General features: G+C 65.6%; 21 protein-coding genes. 15 read left to right on the top strand and 6 right to left on the bottom strand.

The features are described 5' to 3' along the window. Nucleotides 1-152 precede the first annotated feature (152 nt). Nucleotides 153-803: a PilW family protein gene (locus tag AB1634_12170; GenBank protein ID MEW6220273.1), complete on the bottom strand. Its 651-nt coding sequence runs from the start codon at nucleotides 801-803 to the stop codon at nucleotides 153-155. A 97-nt stretch (nucleotides 804-900) separates the two neighbouring features. Here AB1634_12170 and AB1634_12165 point away from each other — a divergent pair, with 97 nt between their 5' ends. Continuing rightward, a complete protein-coding gene (locus AB1634_12165) occupies nucleotides 901-1,341 on the top strand; it encodes a type IV pilin protein (GenBank protein ID MEW6220272.1) in 441 nt (146 codons plus the stop codon). 28 nt (nucleotides 1,342-1,369) lie between these two features. On the opposite strand, the gene AB1634_12160 is transcribed toward AB1634_12165, so the two are convergent. Next, entirely contained in the window at nucleotides 1,370-2,029 is a 660-nt protein-coding gene (locus AB1634_12160) for a GspH/FimT family protein (protein ID MEW6220271.1), read from the bottom strand. 354 nt (nucleotides 2,030-2,383) lie between these two features. On the opposite strand from AB1634_12160, the gene AB1634_12155 reads away from it, so the two are divergent. Continuing rightward, nucleotides 2,384-3,532, top strand: a complete 1,149-nt coding sequence (locus AB1634_12155; GenBank protein MEW6220270.1) for a hypothetical protein — start codon at nucleotides 2,384-2,386, stop codon at nucleotides 3,530-3,532. 36 nt (nucleotides 3,533-3,568) lie between these two features. Here AB1634_12155 and AB1634_12150 read toward each other — a convergent pair whose 3' ends face one another. From AB1634_12150 to AB1634_12135, 4 genes are all read right to left on the bottom strand, one after another. Further along, on the bottom strand, nucleotides 3,569-4,519 hold the full coding sequence (locus AB1634_12150; GenBank protein ID MEW6220269.1) for a radical SAM protein: 951 nt from the start codon (nucleotides 4,517-4,519) through the stop codon (nucleotides 3,569-3,571). A gap of 44 nt (nucleotides 4,520-4,563) precedes the next feature. Then, entirely contained in the window at nucleotides 4,564-4,779 is a 216-nt protein-coding gene (locus tag AB1634_12145; protein ID MEW6220268.1) for a hypothetical protein, read from the bottom strand. A gap of 11 nt (nucleotides 4,780-4,790) precedes the next feature. Beyond that, nucleotides 4,791-4,988: a hypothetical protein gene (locus tag AB1634_12140; protein MEW6220267.1), complete on the bottom strand. Its 198-nt coding sequence runs from the start codon at nucleotides 4,986-4,988 to the stop codon at nucleotides 4,791-4,793. Nucleotides 4,989-5,083: 95 nt separating this feature from the next. Then, nucleotides 5,084-7,225 (bottom strand): chemotaxis protein CheA, encoded by a 2,142-nt coding sequence (locus AB1634_12135; protein MEW6220266.1) that lies wholly within the window; start codon nucleotides 7,223-7,225, stop codon nucleotides 5,084-5,086. Between the two features lie 175 nt (nucleotides 7,226-7,400). Between AB1634_12135 and AB1634_12130 the strand changes: the two genes are divergently transcribed. From AB1634_12130 to AB1634_12070, 13 genes are all read left to right on the top strand, one after another. After that, nucleotides 7,401-8,531, top strand: coding sequence for a HAMP domain-containing sensor histidine kinase (locus tag AB1634_12130; protein MEW6220265.1), 1,131 nt, complete (start codon nucleotides 7,401-7,403; stop codon nucleotides 8,529-8,531). Then, nucleotides 8,528-9,868 (top strand): sigma-54 dependent transcriptional regulator, encoded by a 1,341-nt coding sequence (locus AB1634_12125; GenBank protein MEW6220264.1) that lies wholly within the window; start codon nucleotides 8,528-8,530, stop codon nucleotides 9,866-9,868. The genes AB1634_12130 and AB1634_12125 overlap by 4 nt, the downstream gene beginning before the upstream one ends. 233 nt (nucleotides 9,869-10,101) lie before the next feature. Continuing rightward, nucleotides 10,102-10,551, top strand: coding sequence for a heavy-metal-associated domain-containing protein (locus AB1634_12120; protein ID MEW6220263.1), 450 nt, complete (start codon nucleotides 10,102-10,104; stop codon nucleotides 10,549-10,551). Between the two features lie 54 nt (nucleotides 10,552-10,605). Next, the gene (locus AB1634_12115) at nucleotides 10,606-11,073 is read left to right on the top strand and encodes a DUF2318 domain-containing protein (protein ID MEW6220262.1); all 468 of its coding nucleotides are present in this window, start codon (nucleotides 10,606-10,608) and stop codon (nucleotides 11,071-11,073) included. 22 nt (nucleotides 11,074-11,095) lie between these two features. After that, entirely contained in the window at nucleotides 11,096-11,512 is a 417-nt protein-coding gene (locus AB1634_12110) for a hypothetical protein (protein MEW6220261.1), read from the top strand. A gap of 1 nt (nucleotide 11,513) precedes the next feature. After that, complete coding sequence (locus tag AB1634_12105; GenBank protein ID MEW6220260.1) at nucleotides 11,514-12,671, top strand: FtsX-like permease family protein; 1,158 nt, start codon at nucleotides 11,514-11,516, stop codon at nucleotides 12,669-12,671. A 24-nt stretch (nucleotides 12,672-12,695) separates the two neighbouring features. Further along, nucleotides 12,696-13,379 carry an ABC transporter ATP-binding protein gene (locus AB1634_12100; protein MEW6220259.1) on the top strand — a complete coding sequence of 228 codons (684 nt, stop codon included), beginning with the start codon at nucleotides 12,696-12,698 and terminating at the stop codon, nucleotides 13,377-13,379. Between the two features lie 349 nt (nucleotides 13,380-13,728). After that, nucleotides 13,729-14,202: a hypothetical protein gene (locus AB1634_12095; protein MEW6220258.1), complete on the top strand. Its 474-nt coding sequence runs from the start codon at nucleotides 13,729-13,731 to the stop codon at nucleotides 14,200-14,202. A gap of 66 nt (nucleotides 14,203-14,268) precedes the next feature. Further along, nucleotides 14,269-14,463 (top strand): hypothetical protein, encoded by a 195-nt coding sequence (locus AB1634_12090; protein ID MEW6220257.1) that lies wholly within the window; start codon nucleotides 14,269-14,271, stop codon nucleotides 14,461-14,463. Nucleotides 14,464-14,702: 239 nt separating this feature from the next. Further along, nucleotides 14,703-16,652: a cytochrome c3 family protein gene (locus tag AB1634_12085; GenBank protein ID MEW6220256.1), complete on the top strand. Its 1,950-nt coding sequence runs from the start codon at nucleotides 14,703-14,705 to the stop codon at nucleotides 16,650-16,652. A 102-nt stretch (nucleotides 16,653-16,754) separates the two neighbouring features. Then, nucleotides 16,755-18,440, top strand: coding sequence for a DUF1641 domain-containing protein (locus tag AB1634_12080; protein MEW6220255.1), 1,686 nt, complete (start codon nucleotides 16,755-16,757; stop codon nucleotides 18,438-18,440). A gap of 125 nt (nucleotides 18,441-18,565) precedes the next feature. Then, nucleotides 18,566-19,561 carry an FAD/NAD(P)-binding oxidoreductase gene (locus tag AB1634_12075; protein MEW6220254.1) on the top strand — a complete coding sequence of 332 codons (996 nt, stop codon included), beginning with the start codon at nucleotides 18,566-18,568 and terminating at the stop codon, nucleotides 19,559-19,561. A 96-nt stretch (nucleotides 19,562-19,657) separates the two neighbouring features. Beyond that, the gene (locus AB1634_12070) at nucleotides 19,658-19,807 is read left to right on the top strand and encodes a hypothetical protein (protein ID MEW6220253.1); all 150 of its coding nucleotides are present in this window, start codon (nucleotides 19,658-19,660) and stop codon (nucleotides 19,805-19,807) included. The last annotated feature ends 203 nt before the right edge of the window (nucleotides 19,808-20,010 follow it).

Raw genomic sequence — 20,010 nt, 5'->3', positions numbered from 1 at the left:
CGGGTGCGGTGCCAGGCGAGTCGGTGGGGTCGGCCTCTTCTGCTGCCAGACAGCTCCGACACCGCGCCGGAGCCGCCTTGGCCGGCTGCCCGGAAAATTGAAACAGACTTGTCGAGCACCCCGTTCATTCGGACCTCAAGTCCGACAGGCTCCTAGTCCACATCCAGGTTGCGGCAGGCGACCTCGGTGGCCACCACCCGCCGCCGGAACTGGTCGCCGGCGGCGGTGTAGAACCCGGTGCCGCTGCTGTTCAGGTAGGTGGTGGTGTCGTTGACCGTGGCATCCGGGTTGATGGTCCGCACCAGGATGCTCACCCGCACCGTCCGGATCTCGTTCAGATCGGCGGTCACCGCGCCGTCTTGATCCAGGTATACGAAGTCGATGGCATCGACCCCGTCCACCAGAGATCTGGTCTCGCCAACCACCGTATTGTCGTTGCGGTCCAGCTCACCACCCACCACCGAATAGGTGAGGTCCTCACCAGTGTCAGCCAGGTCGCCGTCCTCGTTGAGATCCATGGTGAAGGTGATCTGGCTGCTGCCAGCGAGGGTGATGCCGGCATCGGCATCGCCCGTGGGATCAAAGCCAGCCATGCGCAAGTCCTTGGCCAACCGCGACAAGGCGATGCGCCCGTTCTGCTGCATGGCCAGCATCTCCTCCTGGGCATCACCGGCGCTGGAATACGTGACATAGCTCATGTAGATGCCGCCGCAGGCTACAAAGGTCAGCGCCAGCGCCACCATCAGCTCCACGATGGTGAAGCCGGCGCTGGCAATGGGGTGGCGGGGGGGCTGACGGGACACGAGGTTCCTGTTATAAGTAGAGGTGTCGGGACCGTGGCGGGCCGGCCGGGTCGGCCGGCAACAACGTCCATCCCCAGCGGCTTCCAGGAGCGCGATCATGATCCCTGTCAAGAGGACCTCTGTCGTCCCGGGCTTCTCCCTGGTGGAGCTGATGATCGTTCTGGCCATCATCGGCATTCTGTCGGCGGTGGCCGTGCCGGCCTACATGAACCACCTGTACCGGAGCCGGCAAAACGACGCGGTGCAGATCCTCATGGACATCCAGCGCACCCAGGAGATGTTCCACGCCTTGAACGATGCCTATGCCCCGTCCATCGGCGCCCTGGGCGCCTTCACCGACACCCACTTCGACACCGCCCATTACGCCTTTGCGGTGACCGTCGCCAGCACCGACTCCTTCCTCGTCACCGCCACCGGCGACCCCAACGGCGACGGCACGGCAGGCGACAACTGGAGCATCGACGAGGACGATCGCCAGCCCACCCACGAGCCCAGCTCCGAGGCCCTCACCTTCTCGCTCATCGACCAGATCCTGTAAGGGGTTGACCGGCGCCGGCCCCCGGTGGTCAGCGCAGCTGCCAGGCCCCATCCCGCCAGACCCGCACCCGCACCCGGCCAACGGACGAAAGCACCACGGCATAGGGCGCCACCCGCATCTCCGTTGGCGCGCCGGCGTCATCCGGGTAGTAGAGATAGACCGTGCCGGCGACGGCGGTGCCGTTGGACTGGAAGGTGGTGAAGTTGTTGCCGAAGGAAAAGGACACCCCGTCGGTGACGACGAGCGCACCGCCGCTGGGCGTGGTATCCGGGCCATCGGCAAAATCGATGTCATAGAGCTCCACCCCGTCCGGAAAGGGCACCACCCTGATCAGGGTGTCCGCCAGGGTCGGATCCGGGTCTTCGGTGTAGGTGCCGTCCGGGGCACCGGCCGGGAAGTCATCGATCCAGATCCGGTAGCCGTCGTCGGCATCGCCGTCGCCGTCCAGGTCGGTGTCCAGGAGGAAGTCCACCCGCACCGTCTGGTTGCGGCTCACCGCCTCGAATCGAGCCATGTTAAGATCGGTGCGCAGGCCCAGGGTGCCGGCCTTGACGTCGGCCCGGGGATCGGCGAACTCCCACACCACCGCCGCCGCCAGAATGCCGGCGATGGCCAGGACGACCATAAGCTCCACCAGGGTGTAGCCCTGATCGCAACGGCTGCCGGAATGGTGGACGGGTCTGCGCATGGTGATCCGCTCTGGTCAGGAGCAAGAAGCGTACCGCCTTCTTGCCCGGATGCCTCTCCCATTCTTCCCTCCCGCTGGCCGGGGATCAAGTCCAAAAAGGACTCCCCCTGACCGTTGCCAGGTCGGAGCCCAGCCCGGCGGCCTGTCGTCCCTTCGGGCCTGATCTGCCTTCCACAAGGGAGAATAAAGATATTTTATCAAAAAAGTTAATACTTCAACACCCCTTCCCACCCGGCCGGTGGCCCGAGATGGGGACGCGCCGCAAGTCCTCCTTGAACCCGGCCGGGCAACCTGATAGAACGGTTGCGGGGCCGCTGCTCCGGTGGCCCCGCAACCCGCCTTCCGGCCGAGAACATGACCAGAGCCCGACCCCTCATCGATACCCAGGAGTTCCTGTCCCTGTCCTCGTTCCTCAACTACCAGCTCTCCGGCGAGCCGGTGAACTGGCGCGGGATTCTCGATCTTCTGGTGGGGGACAAGGAAGCCCCGGTGGCGGATGATCTGCTCCTGGACGGCCTGGCCTATCTGGGTGAGGCGTACGGCGGGCAGAAGCGCCGGCTTGGCCCGTTGGCCATCCTCCATCCCATCCGGGCCGCCTCGCTCCTGGCCATGGCCCAGGATGAGCCCAGCTCCCTGGATCTGCTCACCACCCTGCTCCACGACAAGGACGAAGACATCCGGGAGGAGCTCTACGAACCGGACACCTGGGACCACCTGGAGGAACGGTACCGCCGGATCGTGATCCAGATCGATGCCAACGCCAACTGGTTCCTCCACGAGCGGCTCCACTTCCTGACCAAGCCTCGGGGCCAGTGCTACAACACCTATCTCGGCCATCTCATCGAGAACGCCCGAGGGATCCCGGCCCTCCTGGCCATCAAGCTGGCGGATCGGCTCGACAACACGTTGGACCTCCGGGTGGATCTGAGGGACTTCACCGACTCCATCCACTGTTTCCAGGTGCTCTTCGACATCCTGTTCGTCAATGCCTACCGGGGGCTGAAGCTCCGGCAGCCCCATCCCATGGCCCGCAAGATCAACGGTGCCATGCGCCTGTATCAGTTGTACAAGAACGCCCTCTTCCTCTCCCTGCTCCGGGCCGCCGGCCCGACCCTGGAGCCGGCCGCCGACCGGCTCTTCCTCTCCCTGGCGGTGGCCAGCATCCGGGAGGCGCAGACCAATCTCCTGCATCTTTTCGCCTACCACATCAAGGAGCCCGGACAGCAGCGGGCCCTGCTCATGGACGTCCTGGCCTACGCCCATGCCGACGGCTTCCACCAGGTGCGCCGCCGCGGCTCCCATCGACTGGACGGCCTCTTTCTCAACCACTTCGTCTTCGACAGCCGGGAGCAGAAGCGGGAGGGCCTGGCCGCCCTCTACCGGGACAAGTCTCTCATGGCCTCAGCCGCCGTGGCCTTCATCGCCGTTTTCGCCAGCTTCATCAACGACCCCACCTTCTTCATCCGCGGCATTTCCCCAGCCGGCATCACCGCCCAGGATTGACAGCGCACCCCCCCGACTGCAGCGGGCTTCCACCTTCTACGCCGTTGGCAAGGAGGGCAGGTGGCCAGGGTTGAGGGAGGAGGCTGGCCCGACCTGGGGCCGAAAGTCCGGGGTCCACTGGGGCCGGCTGCCGAGATCCTGGACAAAGCCGGGCAGCCCCAGGGCCTCCAGGTGCCGCTGCACCAGGTGGTACTCGGTTTCGGTCACAGGCCGGTCGATTTCCGGGAAGCGGGCGGCCTGATGAGCAGGATAGTACTGGGCCATGAGGCTCACATGGGTGCGCGGTCCCAGGAGGTCGGCCAGCCAATCCAGAGCGAGGTCGACGCGGTTGACGTTGCCGGGCAGGACCAGCAGCCGGCACAACAGGCCCCGCCGGGCCAGACCCTGGTCGTCCAGCTGCAGGTGGCCCACCTGCCGGTGCATCTCCCGGATCGCCCGCTGGGCGACCGCAGGGTAGTCGCCGGCGGCCGAGTAACGGCTGGCGGCGGCGACCACCGCATAGCGCAGATCCGGCAGATAGATGTCCACCAGGCCTTCCAGGCTGGATAGGGTCGCCGGCTCCTCGTAGGCGGAAGAGTTCCAGACCACCGGCAAAGTGAGGCCCCGGGCCCGGGCCAGCTGCAAGGCGGCCCGCACCTGGGGCGTGAAGTGGCTGGGGGTCACCAGGTTGACGTTGTGAGCCCCGGCCGCAGCCAGCTCCAGCATGATGGCCGCCAGCTCCTCGGGCCTTCGCTCCGCACCCCAGCCCAGCTGGCTGATCCGGTAGTTCTGGCAGTAGACACAGCGCAAGCTGCAGCCGGCAAAGAAGATGGTGCCGCTGCCCTGGCCGCCGGACAGTACCGGCTCCTCGCCATGATGGAGCTGCCAGAGGTTGACGGCCGCCAGGGCGCCGCCGCCGCAGAAGCCTCGCTTGCGCCGGCGGTCGACGCCGCACCGGCGGGGACACAATCGACAGCTGGCCAGGTCGTCGTCTGGAATCGGCCGCATGAAGGCAGAGCTTGGCTCGCCGGTGGCCCCGGGGCCGACCAGGCCTAGGGCCGCGGCTGGGCGCGGAGGCGGCGGGGCAGAAGATGGTTGTAACCCTGGTGCAGGAAGTGGTCCAGGCCCTCCAGGGCCGCCAGCCGGCCCTGCTGGAAGGCCGCCTCGTCGGAAGCGCCGGCCGTATCGGCCTGTCTCCGCCGGGCCTCGGCCTCCTGGCTCCGGTTCCGGATGGTCTCGTGCAGCTCCAGAAGATAGATGTAGGCCATGGCCGCTCCGTCTAGAAGTACTTCTGATTCTTCAAGTCGTAGCTCTCCGACAGCCGGCCGCGGAAGAAAAGCAGCTCCTCGACCATCCCCTCCTGAAACCGGGCCGAGGAACGGTCCCCCTGCGCGACGGCCGCCGCCAGCCGCTCCCGGGCCCGGGCCAGCTCCTGACTCAGAAACGCATGGATCTGGACCGAAAACTCGTGGGCCATGGTGCCTCCTCCTTGCGGCTGGATACAGGCCCCAAGCTATACCCCGAGGCCGGGCGGCCGGCAAGGGCGGAGCTGCGGCCCGCGGCCGGGAAGGACTACCACAGCTGCAGGGGATCGAGCACCAGGTTGACCAGACCGTCCGGGGTGATCACCGCGCCAAGCACCCCAGGCGTCCGCGCCAACAGGCCCTTCCGGGGCTTGAGGACATACCTCTCCTCCCGGAAGAAGCGATCCACCTCCAGGGCCACCCGCCGCTGGCCCTGACGGAGGATGACCAGGGAGCGGAGCTGCTCCCGGCCCGGGTCAGCTGCCGGCGGACCGGGCTCCCGTGGGCCTTCCCCGAGAAGGCCTGCCAGGCTTTTCACCGGCAGGATCTCCTGGCGCACCACCACCATGGATTCACCCCGATGGCCATGGAAGGCGGCCGAGTCGACCTTGACCGCTTCCACCACCTGTTCCAGCGGCAGGTAATAGTGGGCGCCGCCAGCCGCCACCTCCAGACCGCCGCTGACCGCCAAGGTCAGCGGCAGGGTGAGGCTGATCGCGGTACCGCTCCCCTCCTGGCTGCTGAGGAAGACGGTGCCGCCAATGCCCTCCACCGCCCGCCGGACCACATCCATGCCCACCCCCCGGCCCGAAACCTCGCTGATGGCCGCAGCGGTCGAAAAGCCCGGCAGGAAGACGTGCTGATGCAGCTGCTCCCGGGTGAGAGCCTGGGCCTGGCCGGCGGAAAGAAGGCCACGGGCCACCAGCTTGGCCCGGATCCGCTCCGTGGACAGGCCCCGACCGTCATCCCGGACGGAGATCAGAACCGACTGACCGTGCCCCACCGCCTGCAGGACCAGAGCTCCTTCCGGTGCCTTGCCGGCCCGGACCCGCTCCTCGGGACTTTCCAGACCGTGATCCACGGCATTGCGCACCAGATGCACCAGGGGGTCGGTAATCGCCTCCACCACCGCCCGGTCCAGCTCGGTATCGCCACCGCGCAGCTCCAGCCGCACCTGCTTGCCCAGCTGGCGGCCGAGGTCCCGGATCAGCCGAGGAAAACGGGCAAAAACGTGACTGACCGGCGTCATGCGGGCGGCCATGATGGCGTCCTGCAGCTCTTCTCCCAGGCGGGAGACCGAGCCGACTGTCTCCTTGATCCGGGAGGCCAGCTCCGCCGGTAGACCGGTAGCGACCAGCCGTCGGGCCAGCTGATCCAAGGCGGTCCGGGACACCAGGAGCTCGCCGATGAGGTTCATGAGCCGATCCAGCCGGTGCTGCGGCACCCGGATCATGGCGGACGGTGCCGTGGCCGCCGGCGACAGGGCCTCGGCGGCCACCGGGCTGGCAGCTGGCTTCAGCTCCGTTTGCAGCCGATCCGCCAGATCGCCCAACCCCCTCGGGATGCGCTCCAGGGCGGCCAGGGCAGCAGCCTTGCCCTGCCCCTGCCAGTCGGCGGTCAGGGCCCGAACAGCCGCTATGCCCTCCTGCGCCAAGGCGATGATCTCCTGCTGCCGGCCCTCCCGGGCCGCCTTGCCCAGATCCCGCAAGGCCAGCCCCATCCGGCGCAAGGCTTGCGGCCGAACCGCCTCATCATCCAGATGACGGCGTCCCCGCTCCAAGGCGGCCAGGGCCTCCCGGAGAAGCCGCAGGCACGGGGATTCCTCGGCAGCCAGATTGCCGGCTACCCTTCCGGACGGCCCAGGCGGCCCGGCCGCTGGCGCCTCGACCGAGGCCCGGGCCCGCTCGATCCTGGCCACCAGATCCGCCACCTCCCCTCCGGCCTGTCCACAATTGAAGGCTGCGAGCAGGCCGCGCAACCGGTCCAGGATCACCAGGAGGAGATCGATATCCCCGGCGCCCAGAGCCTGGCCACCATCCCGCAGGGCCTGGAAGTGGCTCTCGGCGGCATGGCCAAGGGTCTGCATCCGGGCCAGGACATGATCCCTGCGGCCCCTTTCCTCGGCGATGAAAGACAGGACCACGCCAGCGTTGCCCTTGACGGTGTGGAAGCCCCGCATGATGCGGTTGATGGCTTCCACCTGCCCCTGGCCGTCGACCTCGCAGGCCAGGATCGCTTCCTCCACCCGGTCCAGCCGATCCGCCGCCTCGGCCGCAAATTCCCGGCAGATGTCGGCCCAGATGCCGTCGTGGCCGGCAGCCGGCGACGGTGCGCCGGCAGCTGGCCCGGTCGCGACCTCTGCGCACTGCCCGCGGCCGGCAGCTGTCCTGGTCTTTCGGGAACGAGGCATGGCGTGGGCGCCTGTGGTTGCTCCAGCTTGCATGCAGACTCCCCGACAACGGCGTCGAGGCTGTTCCTTCTATCCTAGGAAATTGGTCAATAAACGTCTACCGCTTGTCCTTGTGCCACGACCCGCACTTGACAACGGGTCACCCATACCGATTGATAAGGAAAGAGGACCGCTCATGCAGAAGCTGCGCATCGCCGCCCTGGCGGTCATGGTGGTGGCCATCGGCCTGGCCCACCTGTTGACGCCGGGCCAGTACCACTTCTTCCACGACACCTTCCGCCGGCTATCCTACTTTCCCATCGTTCTGGCTGCCATCTGGTTCGGGCTGCGTGGCGGCCTCACGGTGGCCGTCCTGTCCTCCGTGGCCTTCACTCCCCATCTGGCGCTGTTCCTGGCTCGGGATCCTGGGGCATCCCTCAGTGAGCTTACCGAGGTGCTGCTCTATCTGGCCGCCGGCACGGTCACCGGCTTCATCGCCGGCCGGGAGGCTCGCCTGCGCCGGCAGTACCAGGAGGCCTCTCAGAACCTGGAGCGCTCCTACGCTCGCCTCCACGACCAGGCCCAGCTCCTGCTGGAGGCGGAGGAGCAGCTGGGGGCCAGTCAACGCCTGTCGGCCCTGGGGCAGCTTGCCGCGACCCTGGCCCACGAGATCAAGAACCCGCTGGCCGCCATCCGGGGGGCAGCCGAAATCCTGCGGGAAGACCTGCCCGCTGGCCATCCGAAGGAGGAGTTTGCCGATATCCTTCTCAAGGAGGTCAACCGGCTGAACGCCACGGTCGAGGAGGTGCTGCGCTATTCCCGGGGGGTGCCCAGCCGCTCGACTCCGTGGGAGCCCTTGCGGCCAGTGGTGGAGCGGGTGGTGACCCTGGTGGAAGGGCAACGCCGCAAGAAGGCCGTCCAGCTGACGGTGGCCGGCCTGACCGAGGCTGGCGACCGGCCGGTGGACGGCGGCCGGCTGACCCAGGTGCTGTTGAATCTGGTCATCAACGCCATCGAGGTCGTGCCCGCGGCCGGCGGCCGGGTGGAGATCCGGGTCGCCGCCGACCCGGATGCCCTTGAGCTGGCGATCCGGGACAACGGTCCCGGCGTGCCGGCGCAGGATCGGCAGCGGATCTTCATGCCCTTTGTCTCCAACAAGGAAGGGGGCACCGGGCTGGGCCTGTCCCTGAGCCGCAAGCTGGTGGAGGGCCTGGGCGGCCAGCTCCTGTGCGGGGAGGGGCCGGAGGGCGGCGCCCTGTTCACCATCCGCCTGCCGGTCCCAGGATCGCCCGCCGGAACGCCCCCGTCACCGGAGACGCTGCCATGACCGCCACGGTCCTTCTCATCGACGACGATCCCTCGTTGCGCCGGGTCACCGAGTACAACCTGGCCGCCGCCGGCTTCACCGTCCTGCCCGCCGCCTCCGGCGCCGTTGGCCTGACTCTGTTCCGGACCCGGCGCCCGGATCTGGTGATCACCGATGTCCGGCTGGGGGACATGGATGGCCTGGCGGTGCTGGCCGCGATCAAGGAGGAGAATTCCGAGACGCCGGTGATCGTCATCACGGCCTTTGGCTCCATCGAGCTGGCGGTCCAGGCGATGCAAAAGGGGGCCTTCACCTTCCTCACCAAGCCCTTCGACCGGGAGGCCTTGCGGCTTGCCGCCCACCAGGCCCTGGAGCTGGCAAGCCTCCGGGTCCGCAACCAGGCCCTGACGGAGGAGTTGGACCGGCTGGCCGGCGTCGATGGCATCACCACCAGCAACCCGGCCATGGCCGAGATCCTGGAAACAGCCGTGGCGGTGGCGGCCAGCGAGGCAACGGTCCTGATCACCGGCGAGTCCGGCACCGGCAAGGAGCTGCTGGCCCGCCTCATCCACCGGCGCTCCCCTCGCCGCGACCATCCTCTCGTGGCGGTGAACTGCTCGGCCATTCCGCCGACCCTGATCGAAAGCGAGCTCTTTGGTCACAAGAAGGGCGCCTTTACCGGTGCGGTGGCGCACCGCAAGGGTCGTTTCCAGACCGCCAACCACGGCACCCTCTTCCTGGATGAGGTCGGAGAGCTGCGGCCGGATATGCAGGCCAAGCTCCTGCGGGGTCTCCAGGAGCGGGAGGTGGAGCCGGTGGGCGCTGACCGGCCGGAGCGGGTGGACGTCCGCATCATCGCTGCCACCAATCGGGACCTTGAGGAGGCCATCCGCCGCGGCGAGGTCCGGGAGGATCTCTTCTACCGCCTCAGCGTCATCCACCTGCATCTGCCGCCCTTGCGGGAGCGGCGGGAAGACATCCCCGCTCTGACTCGACAGTTCCTGGACCGTCTGGGTGCCCCCCCGGAGGTCCGGTTCAGCGAGTCTGCCCTGGCCCGCATGCATCACTACGCCTGGCCGGGCAACATCCGGGAGCTCCAGAATGTGGTGGAGCGCTGCCTGATCCTGAGGAAAGGACCGGTCATCGAGGCTGGGTCCCTCCAGCTGCCAGAGCCGGCTGCCCCGGACGCCTTTCCCCTGCCGGAGATTCCTGACGAAGGCATCAGCCTGGAGGCAGTGGAGCGAGCCCTGGTGGAGAAAGCCTTGGCCAAGGCCGGCAACAACCGCTCCGAAGCAGCCCGTCTCCTGAAGATCCCCCGCCACGTCCTCCTGTACCGCCTCGCGAAGTTCGGCCTCTGAGCCGCTGCCGGCCTGCTGCAGACTATTCTCCAGAGGGTGAAGAATAGTCTGCAGACTCATCCACCTCCGCCGAACATCCCCGATTGCCTGGCCGTGGGCTTCTGATGTTTTTTTGCATGAAATCAAAGCGTTACCAATTGAGTCCCATCCTGGGCACGCCCCATGCATTGAGATGTCGCCGTAACCAGCCACCGAGGCCCTGCCCCATTTTCCGATCGGAAGGAGACACGTCCATGCCCCGCAAGCCGTTCCACCTCGCTGTCATGACCCTGGCCGCCCTGCTGGCTGCCGCTGGCCTTGCGGTCGCCGAGCCGATCCGCACCACGTTGCAGGTAGACAACCTGACGTGCGGCGCCTGCCTGTCCCGGATCAGCAACGCGTTGTCGACCGTGGACGGGATCAGCGCCATGGATGCCAGCCTGCAGCAGGGGCTGGTGATGGTGGACCATGATTCCAGTCTGGCCGCCGAACAGGTGGCCCGGGTGGTCACCGAGGCCGGCTATCCGGCCCGGGTCCTCGGTCAGTCCCCGCCCCCGTCGCCGGCTGCCGCCGGCCCTGAGGGCGGGACGCCGCCCGCCGCGGCTGCCGGCCGCAGCGGCTGCGGCGGCTGCGACAGCCCGGCCTGCGGCGCCACAGCCGCCGCCTGGCAGCAGCTGTGGCAACGTCTGTCCGGCGGCCGATAGCGGACCGGCCCTGCTGCACGTCTTGTTCATCATCTTCATGAGGAGTCTGCCATCATGCGAACCGCCAAGACCGTCTTTGTAACCGTTCTGCTTGTCGCTGCCCCCCTGACCGTCCTCGCCTTCTGGCCCTGGAGCAGTGGTCCCCAGGAGCTTGCATCCCAGGAGGGCGTGCTGCGCATCCCGGTATCGAGTCTGGGGGACGGCCGGGCCCACCACTACCAGACCCGGGCTGCCGACGGCACCAGGGTGATCTTCTTCGCCGTCAAGGACGCCCAAGGCCGGATCCGCACCGCGGTGGACGCCTGCGACGTCTGTTACAAGGCCGGCAAAGGCTTTGTCCAGGACGGCAGCTTCATGGTGTGCGAAAACTGCGGCCAGCGCTTCGCCATCAGCCGCATTGGCGAGGTCAAGGGAGGCTGCAACCCGGCACCGTTGCCGGCGACCATCGAGGACAACGAAGTGCGTATCCTGACGAGCGACATCGACCTGAACAGCGGGTACGCCAAGTACCGGCGCCTGTGATCCGCCGGACGAGGAGAAGACTATGCCGTATGATCCTGAGAAATACCGCGCCAAGCGGGAACGGGTCCTGGGGGTGCGCCGCCGCGGTGTCGGCTTCGGCACCCTGGCCGCTGCCGTGACCTGCCTGATCCTCGGCGGGCTGGCCACCCTGGTCCTACCTCAGACCATTGCCGCCCTGCAGACCCGCCATCTGGAGGACGCCATCTTCCGGGTCACGGTCCAGGGACTCTGGCCGGACGAACCGGTAAGGATCCTGGCCGCCCAGCCGGGGGTGCGCAGTGTGCGCTCCGAGCCGGAGCGGGGCCGGCTGGTGGTGACCCTGGACAGCTCGACCACGGATCCGAATCGGGTCGACGCCTTTCTTCACAGCCAGGGCGTCGAGGCGATCCTTCTCAACCGCGTCGGCCACGCCGGCCGCGAGCACAACCGGGAGCCGTGACATGCGACTGGCCTCCATTTCCCTCAACAACCTGCGGCGTCGCAAGGCCAAGATGCTCTTCCTGGTGACCGGTCTTCTCATCGGCATCGCCACCATCGTCACCCTGGTGGCCATCACCGAGGCCATGAGCCGGGACATTGAAGAACGTCTGGATCAGTTCGGCGCCAACATCGTCATGGCCCCCCGGAGCGACCAGCTGTCTCTGAGCTACGGCGGCGTCGCCGCGGGTGGCGTTTCCTACACGTTGCAGGAGTTTGCCGAAGAGGACTTGGCGCGCATCCGCACCATCAAAGACAGCCGCAACCTGGGGGCAGTGGCACCCAAGGTACTGGGCGCTGTGACCATCAACGGCCGCCAGGTGCTGCTCATGGGCGCCGATCTGGCCGTGGAATTCAATCTCAAGACCTGGTGGCATGCCAACGGCACTTTGCCCAGCCAGCCCGACCAGCTCCTGGCCGGGGATGAGGCGGCCCGCGCTCTGGGCCTGCACCCGGGAGGCAGCATCACCCTGGCCGGCCGCCCCTTCACGGTCACGGCCATCCTCGCCCCCACCGGCGGGCCTGAGGACACCATCCTGGTGGGCGACCTGCATACTGTCCAGCAGATCCTGGGCAAGCCGGGCCGGATCACCCTGGTGGAGATCGCCGCTTTCTGCCGGGACTGCCCCATCGAGGAGATGGTGCTGCAGATCGCCGAACAGTTCCCGGACGCCAAGGTCACGGCGCTCAAGCAGGCGGTCCTGGCCAAGATGCAGTCCATCGAGCTCTTCCGTTCCTTCAGCTACGGGATCTCGTTTCTGGTGATCCTGGTGGGCTCCCTGCTGGTGTTCGTGACCATGATGGGCTCGGTGAACGAACGGACGAGGGAGATCGGCATCTTCCGGGCCATCGGTTTTCGGCGTGGCCATGTCATGCAGATTATCCTCCTGGAGGCCCTCCTGGTGGGCCTGGTGGGAGGCACCCTCGGCTTTGCCGCCGGCAACGGCATCGCCTGGCTGGTCGTCCCCCTGGTCCTGCCCCAGGGGGGACTGGCCGGCATCAACTTCTCCCTGGGCGGGGTGGCCGTGCTGCTGGCCGTCGGCCTGAGCCTGGCCGCCAGCTTCTATCCCGCCCAGAAGGCCAGCCGCCTCGATCCCAGCGAGGCCTTGCGGGCCCTCTAGTCCCTTCCTGCGACAGGAGACGCCATGGAAGTCCCAGTTGAGCACCTCATCGAGTGCCACGGTATCGGCAAGGATTACGGCACCGGCGACCACCTGGTCTCGGCGATCCGCTTCATGGACTTTGCCATTGACGATGGCGAGTTCGTCACCATCATGGGCCAATCCGGCTCGGGCAAGAGCACCCTGCTGGCCATCCTGGGCGGCCTCAACCGTCCCACCCGGGGCCAGCTGCTGGTGGATGGCCTTGATATTTACCGCCTGACCAGTGAGCAGCGGGCGGATTTCCGCAGCGAATACCTGGGGTTCGTCTTCCAGTCCTTCCAGCTCATCCCTTATCTGACGGTGCTGGAGAACGTGCAGTTGCCCATGGCGGTGAGCGCCGGCGTCAAGGGCCACCAGGAGGCCATGGCCCGGGAAGTACTGACCCGGGTCGGCCTGGGCGCCAAGATGCACCGCCTGCCGGACCAGCTGTCCGGCGGCGAGCAGGAGCGGGTGGCCATTGCCCGCGCCATCGTCAACCGGCCGCCTATTTTGCTGGCCGACGAGCCCACCGGCAACCTGGACAGCCGTACCGCCGGCGAGATCATGGCCCTGCTCCAAGGGCTGAACCAGGAGGGCCAGACGGTAATCATGGTGACCCACAATCCCGACGCATGCCGTTACGCTGGCCGCACCATCCTGGTGCAAGACGGCGCCTGCCTGTCCTGATCTGCCCTCCCCCGTGACACCGGGCCGCCAGGAGCCTTCCTCCCCTGGCGGCCCGGTCGCCTCGGTTCCTCTCGCCCTGCCATCCCGCCCCCCACCTGCTTCCCCACCTTGCCCGATCGGCGACGTTGGCCTCACCCTCGTGAGGGCGGTCCACCACCATCCCTGCGGTCACCGATCGGCTTATCGGCTCCCAGCCCCTCAAGGATTGTTCTTGACAAGGCTAGTAGAATCGTATATTGCCTTGCATGAAATGAATGAGCGCTCAATGTTGATGCGGCGCCCCAGTTGCCACTGAAGGTCAGCCGCGACGGCGGCCTTCCCCCCCCTGACCAGGAGAACCGCAGTGTCCATGCCCATTCCCAGGTCTCGGCTGGCTCTCCCGGCGGCAGGCGCCGCCGTCGCTGTCTTTCTCGCTCCTGCCTTCTCGTGGGCGTCCGGCGCCTCGCCCCAGTTCTATGCCTCGGTGTGGCTCGTCCGCCTGTGGCTGGGCCTGGTGGGCGGCACGGTGGCGGTGATGTCTCTGATCTATTGCCTGGAACATCACACCAGCGGCCATACGCTGCATCCGGCCCGTGGTGCCGGTGGCGAAACCGTGATCACCAAGGCACCGAGACTGAGCTACCTGAACCTGTCCAAGGGCATGGCGGGGGTAGTGGTGGGCTCCCTGCTCATGGTCACAGCTGCCTTCCTGCTGCCGGACAAGCGCACCGGTGCCGAAGGCATTTGCCGGGTTATGGAAGGCCTCAAGGCTTGCCAGGTCATTCTAAGCGAGAAGCTTGAAGCGAGGCACGACACCGTTGCTGCCAAGCGAGGGGCGCGGTGAGGTATTCAGACAACCGCACGGGATGGGACGCTCAAGGAAAGGACAAGTTCAAAGGGAGGATTTTCGATGGGCAATTTGTCGCTGACGGATGTGTTTGGCTACCTGTTCCTGGCCCTGTCGCTTGTGGCCACCTTCTCCCTGCTCATGAAGTCCATGAAGGACGACTGGAGCCCCAAGGATAAGGTGAACCAGACGGTGGTCCTCATTGTCCTCACCATCCTGGGGGCGATGATCGGCGGCGCCCTGCTCATCGGCGGTTGATCGGCCGTCGATGGTGAGCTCGTTGCTGATACGGTTGGGACGAAGGGACAGACGTCTGGCAGGGCGACGGACCTCCGAGCCTATGGTGACCTGCGGCCGACGCCTCCTGCCGAGGGAATCCGGCCACACCCGGGCCCAGGGGGTAACGGACCCGGCGGTGACGAAGGCAGGGCGTGAGTGACATGACCCGAATGCGCATCCTATTCTTGGTCCTCGTGCTGGGCGGAGCCCTCCCCCTGGTGCCTTGGTGTCAGGCCTCAGCCCAGGAGGAGTGCCTGGAGTGTCATGGCGATCAAAGCCTGACTACCACCCGGGGCGGGCAGGAGGTCTCCCTGTACGTGGCCGGCGACCTGTTCGCCCTGTCCGTCCACGGGGGGGCCGGCATCGGCTGCCAGGACTGCCACACCGACGCCACAGAAAGCCCGCATCCCGAAAACCTCCTGGAGGTGGATTGCGGCAGTTGCCATGGGGAAGTGGCCACGGCGATGGGGCGGGGGGTTCACGCCGGGGTGGGGGCCAAGTGCACGGACTGTCACGGCAGCCACGACATTCGACCCGCCTCCGACCCCCAATCCCGGGTTCATCCGTTGCGGGTGGTGGATACGTGTGGCAGCTGCCACGCCGATTCCAGTGTGGTCGGCGACATGGCAACCGCCTTCACCAGCTACGAGGCGGGTCAGCACGGGATTTCCAGCCGCAAGGGCCTGCTGGGGGTGGCTGTCTGCACCGACTGTCACGGCAGCCATGAGATTCTGCCGAAGGATGACCCACGATCCCCAGCCCACCGTAGCCAAGTGGCTGGCACCTGTCAGAGCTGCCACCCCGGAGCCACCGAGGTGTACAGCACCAGCATCCACGGTCATGCTTTGGCCGAGGGCGTTGCCGAGGCCCCCACCTGCAGCACCTGTCACGACCCGCACAAGACCTTACGGGTGGACAAGGAAGCCTTCCTGCTGGACGTCACCCGGACCTGCGGTGGCTGCCATGAGCATCCCAACGCCACCTATATCGCCTCCTACCACGGTCAGGTGGCGGATTTGGGGTTTGCCGACGTCGCCAAGTGCGTAGACTGCCATGGCAGCCACAACGTCCTGCCGGCCTCCGACCCGGCCTCCACCATCAGCGACCAGAACCTCCTGGCCACCTGTCAGAAGTGCCATCCCACCGCCACGGCCAACTTCACCGGCTTCGCGCCGCATCTCGACCACGGGGACCCGGTGAAGTTCCCTGTTGAGACCGCCATCTTCAAGGTGATGGGGGCACTCCTCATCAACGTCTTCCTGTTCTTTGGCGCCCATACCCTCCTGTGGTTCATCCGCGGCATGATGGTGAAGATTCGCCATGAAGGGCCGCCTCATCTGGGCAACCCGACCGGCCGCTGGTTCCTGCGCTTCAATTTTTACCAGCGCATCACCCACTTCCTTATCTTCACCAGCTTCGTCACCCTGTCGGTAACCGGGTTGCCCCTGAAGTTCCATGAGACGGAATGGGCCAAGCTCATCGCCCACCTGCTGGGTGGCTTTGAGGTCTGCGGGGTTCTGCACCGGATGATGGGGGTGGTGACCTTCGGCTACTTCGGCCTGCATTTGGGCTACGTGGCTTACTTGTGGATCTCCGGTCGTATGAAGTTCCTGGAGATCCTTTGGGGGCCCAAGTCCATGGTACCGCAGCCCCAGGACGCCGTGGATATCGCCAACACCTTCAAGTGGTTTCTGGGGCTGGGGCCGAAGCCGAAATACGGACGCTTCACCTATTGGGAGAAGTTCGACTACCTGGCGGTCTTCTGGGGCGTCGCGGTCATCGGTCTGTCTGGCTTGGTGCTCTGGTTCCCGGCCTTTTTTACCCGGCTGCTGCCCGGTATCGTCGTCAACATCTCCTGGATCATCCATGCTGATGAGGCGCTCTTGGCCACCGGCTTCATCTTCCTCATCCACTTCTTCAATACCCACCTGCGCGTGGAAAAGTTTCCCCTCGACCCGGTCATCCTCACCGGCCGCATCGACGAGGAGGAAATGCGCCACGAGCGCGCCTTGGAGTTTGCCATGCGCCGGACCGATGGCTCACTCCGTGAAATCCAGACCACTCCGCCCCCGCTGTGGCTGCGCAATTTCGCCCGCGCTGTGGGCTGGACGTTCGTCTTCATCGGCTTTGCCTTGTTGATTGCCATGCTGTCGAGCTTCTTTGTCTAGGGCTTGCCTCAAAATAGAGCCTCGACCATGGGTTGTGCGACCACCCCTTGGCACCCGGCCGCCTTTGCCGGCGGCAACCTTCATATGCGGGGATGACGAGCTATGGATGAAGCCTTGATCTTGGAACGGTTGGACAAGCTCTCGGAGGAGATCCATTCCCTGAAGTCCGGTATGCTCCAGGAGCTGAAGCAGGATCTGGTGCCGATCCTCAATCAGGCGACGCCAAAGGTCATGTCCTTCATGTCCGAGTTGGAGGGCCAGATGGACAACGAGGACTTGGCCCTCCTGGTCAAGAACATCCTCCTCAACGTCCGCAACCTCAATCAGCTCCTGGAGATGCTCAAGGCGGGCATGGAGCTCAAAGAGGATCTGGGGCCGGTCATCAAGCAGGCGGCCCCCAAGGCCACGGCTTTCATGGCCGGCGTGGAGGGGACCCTGGACAAGGATGCCCTGGTCGACCTGCTGCGCAAAACCATGGCCAACCTGGAGCACTTCGGCTCCGCCATGGACATGCTCAAGGCAGGCATGGAGCTCAAAGACGACCTCGCGCCCATTGGCAAGGCCGTCCTCCCCAAGGTCACCAGCTTCTTCGCCGAAATGGACGGCCAAGTCGATCCGGCTGCCTTGGGTCTCTTGCTCAGAAAAACCCTGACGAACCTTGACCACCTCAATGCCGCCATGGATATGCTCAAGGCCGGCATGGAGCTCAAAGACGACCTCGCACCCATCGGCAAGGCCGTCCTCCCCAAGGTCACCAGCTTCTTCGCCGAAATGGATGGCCAGCTCGATTCGGCTGCCCTCGGGGATCTCGTCCGCAAGGCCGTCGCCAATCTGGAAAACTTCTCCGCTGCCCTGGACATGCTCAAGGCAGGCATGGAGCTCAAAGACGACCTCGCACCCATCGGCAAGGCTGTCCTCCCCAAGGTCACCAGCTTCTTCGCCGAAATGGACGGCCAGCTCGACCCGGCTGTCCTCGGGGATCTCGTCCGCAAGGCCGTCGCCAACCTGGAAAACTTCTCCGCTGCCCTGGACATGCTCAAGGCAGGCATGGAGCTCAAAGACGACCTCGCACCCATCGGCAGAGCTGTCCTTCCCAAGGTCACCAGCTTCTTCGCCGAAATGGACGGCCAGTTCGACCCGGCTGTCCTCGGGGATCTCGTCCGCAAGGCCGTCGCCAATCTGGAAAACTTCTCCGCTGCCCTGGACATGCTCAAGGCAGGCATGGAGCTCAAAGACGACATGGCCCCCATTCTGAAGGCGATCCTTCCCAAGGTAACCGCCTTCTTCGCCGATCTGGACGGTCAGGTCGATCTGGCGGTCTTGCCTAGCCTGCTGCGTAAGCTCATGGTGAATTTGGACAACTTCGACCGGCTGCTGGCCATGGTCGGGCCGGGCATGGAGCTGGCGGACGAGCTGGGCCGTATCGCGCGCCAGGCCGATGTGGTGACGAAGCTGGTGCAGCTTCTGAGCAGCCTGGAACAACGAGGCGTCTTCCGGGTAATTGGCCGCATCGCGGAGGCTACCCAAGGCTTCAAGTGCAGCGAGAATCAGCTGAACCGGATGTGTGCTGCCATCTCCGAGGTGGAGCTGGGCGCGCCCGCCTATGTCGGCCCCTTCGAGATGGTGAACGAGATCCGCGATCCCAACGTCCAGGAGACTCTAGGCTTCGCCTTCAAGATCATGCGGGCCGTTGGCTGTTGCCTGCGGGCAAATCGCATCCACCAGCTGGAGCATGAGTTTCCGGATGAGCTCCCAGGGGGCAGCGTTCACAGCGAGAGCTGCGCCTAGTGCTCTGGGATGATACCCCGGAACGATTCTCTGGGGATGGGTTGGAAGGGCGGCCGGGGGGACCACATGGCCAGGTCTTAACCGAGCCGCAGGCGGCAAACCTCAAGAAAGGAGGCAGACGGACGATGAAAAAAGTCGTGATCCTGGGTGCCGGCTGCGGCGGCACCATGATGGCCAACAAGATGAGGCGGGATCTGGATCCGGAGGAGTGGAGCATTACCATTATCGACAAGGATAATGTCCACTATTATCAGCCGGGCTTCCTGTTCGTCCCGTTCGGTATCAACACCTCCAAGGAGATCAAAAAGACCAAGCGGGAGTTCATTCCCAAGGGCGTCGATTTTGTTATCTCCGAGCTGGTCAACGTCGACTGGGACGCCCAGAAGGTCACCACCAAGACAGCGGGGACGTTCAGCTACGACATCCTGATCATCGCCACCGGCTGCGACATCCGTCCGTCGGAGGTCGAGGGCATGATGGACGGCTGGAACAAGAACATCTTCAACTTCTACACCTACGACGGTTGCCAGCAGTTGACCAAGGCACTCCGGAAGTTCGAGGGCGGCAAGCTGGTGATCAACATCGCAGAGATGCCCATCAAGTGCCCGGTGGCGCCTCTGGAGTTCGCCTTCCTGGCCGACTGGCATTTCCAGGAGCGGGGCATCCGCGACAAGGTGGAGATCGAGTTCGTCACTCCCCTGGCCGGAGCGTTCACCAAGCCGGTGGCGACCAAGGTCCTCACCCAGTCCTGTATCGACAAGGGCATCAAGATCACCCCCAACTTCAACATCGGCTCGGTGGATGCCGAGAAGAAGGTCATCTCCTCGTATACCGGCGCCGAGGTCGAGTATGACATGCTGGTGGCCATCCCACCGAACATGGGCTCCCAGGCCCTGAACGACTCCGGCATCACCGACCCCATGGGGTACGTGCCGGTGGATAAGCACACCCTGCAGCCGGCGGGTAAGGACAACGTCTGGGTCATTGGCGATGCCACCAATGTCCCGACCTCCAAGGCCGGGGCTGTCGCCCACTTCGAGGGAGACATCCTGCACGAGAACATCATGGCGTACATCGATGGGAGGCCGCAGCACGGAAGATTCGACGGCCACGCCCTCTGATTTATCGAATCGGGCTTCGGGAAAGCCTACGTCATCGACTTCAACTACACGATCGAGCCGGTTGTCGGCCAATATCCCTTCCCCGCCGTCGGCCCCATGGGACTCCTCCAGGACACGGAGGCCAACCACTGGGTGAAGCTGATGTTCAAGTGGGTGTACTGGAACCTTCTTCTCACTGGCACTTGGCTGGGCCCGCCCAACCTGCAGCTGGAGGGCAAGAAGCTTCATATGATCGGCGCCAAGTAGGCTCCGACGCAGAACGATCAGCATGACCGAACGCCAGGGTCCACCAGGACCCTGGCGTTCTTTTTTGCCCCCGGGCCCAGGGAGGCCGGGCGCCCGTATTCACCTGGCCGGCCGATCCAAATGGTTGTATAGATACAGGCCGCTTGCGATCCTGACCGGCGCAACGTTTCCCCTCAGCGTTCCCTGGACACCGGCGACCACCA

The organism is Thermodesulfobacteriota bacterium, assembly GCA_040755095.1.
Classification (GTDB): Bacteria; Desulfobacterota; Desulfobulbia; order Desulfobulbales; family JBFMBH01; genus JBFMBH01.
This window is presented reverse-complemented; position numbering and strand designations above follow the sequence as displayed.

Coding starts and splice junctions, on each gene's coding strand:
- AB1634_12070 (MEW6220253.1), top strand. CDS start 19,658: ATGGGACTCCTCCAGGACACGGAGGCCAACCACTGGGTGAAGCTGATG.
- AB1634_12100 (MEW6220259.1), top strand. CDS start 12,696: ATGGAAGTCCCAGTTGAGCACCTCATCGAGTGCCACGGTATCGGCAAG.
- AB1634_12120 (MEW6220263.1), top strand. CDS start 10,102: ATGCCCCGCAAGCCGTTCCACCTCGCTGTCATGACCCTGGCCGCCCTG.
- AB1634_12135 (MEW6220266.1), bottom strand. CDS start 7,225: ATGCCTCGTTCCCGAAAGACCAGGACAGCTGCCGGCCGCGGGCAGTGC.
- AB1634_12075 (MEW6220254.1), top strand. CDS start 18,566: ATGAAAAAAGTCGTGATCCTGGGTGCCGGCTGCGGCGGCACCATGATG.
- AB1634_12095 (MEW6220258.1), top strand. CDS start 13,729: ATGCCCATTCCCAGGTCTCGGCTGGCTCTCCCGGCGGCAGGCGCCGCC.
- AB1634_12090 (MEW6220257.1), top strand. CDS start 14,269: ATGGGCAATTTGTCGCTGACGGATGTGTTTGGCTACCTGTTCCTGGCC.
- AB1634_12160 (MEW6220271.1), bottom strand. CDS start 2,029: ATGCGCAGACCCGTCCACCATTCCGGCAGCCGTTGCGATCAGGGCTAC.
- AB1634_12140 (MEW6220267.1), bottom strand. CDS start 4,988: ATGGCCCACGAGTTTTCGGTCCAGATCCATGCGTTTCTGAGTCAGGAG.
- AB1634_12145 (MEW6220268.1), bottom strand. CDS start 4,779: ATGGCCTACATCTATCTTCTGGAGCTGCACGAGACCATCCGGAACCGG.
- AB1634_12150 (MEW6220269.1), bottom strand. CDS start 4,519: ATGCGGCCGATTCCAGACGACGACCTGGCCAGCTGTCGATTGTGTCCC.
- AB1634_12115 (MEW6220262.1), top strand. CDS start 10,606: ATGCGAACCGCCAAGACCGTCTTTGTAACCGTTCTGCTTGTCGCTGCC.
- AB1634_12125 (MEW6220264.1), top strand. CDS start 8,528: ATGACCGCCACGGTCCTTCTCATCGACGACGATCCCTCGTTGCGCCGG.
- AB1634_12130 (MEW6220265.1), top strand. CDS start 7,401: ATGCAGAAGCTGCGCATCGCCGCCCTGGCGGTCATGGTGGTGGCCATC.
- AB1634_12105 (MEW6220260.1), top strand. CDS start 11,514: ATGCGACTGGCCTCCATTTCCCTCAACAACCTGCGGCGTCGCAAGGCC.
- AB1634_12080 (MEW6220255.1), top strand. CDS start 16,755: ATGGATGAAGCCTTGATCTTGGAACGGTTGGACAAGCTCTCGGAGGAG.
- AB1634_12165 (MEW6220272.1), top strand. CDS start 901: ATGATCCCTGTCAAGAGGACCTCTGTCGTCCCGGGCTTCTCCCTGGTG.
- AB1634_12110 (MEW6220261.1), top strand. CDS start 11,096: ATGCCGTATGATCCTGAGAAATACCGCGCCAAGCGGGAACGGGTCCTG.
- AB1634_12155 (MEW6220270.1), top strand. CDS start 2,384: ATGACCAGAGCCCGACCCCTCATCGATACCCAGGAGTTCCTGTCCCTG.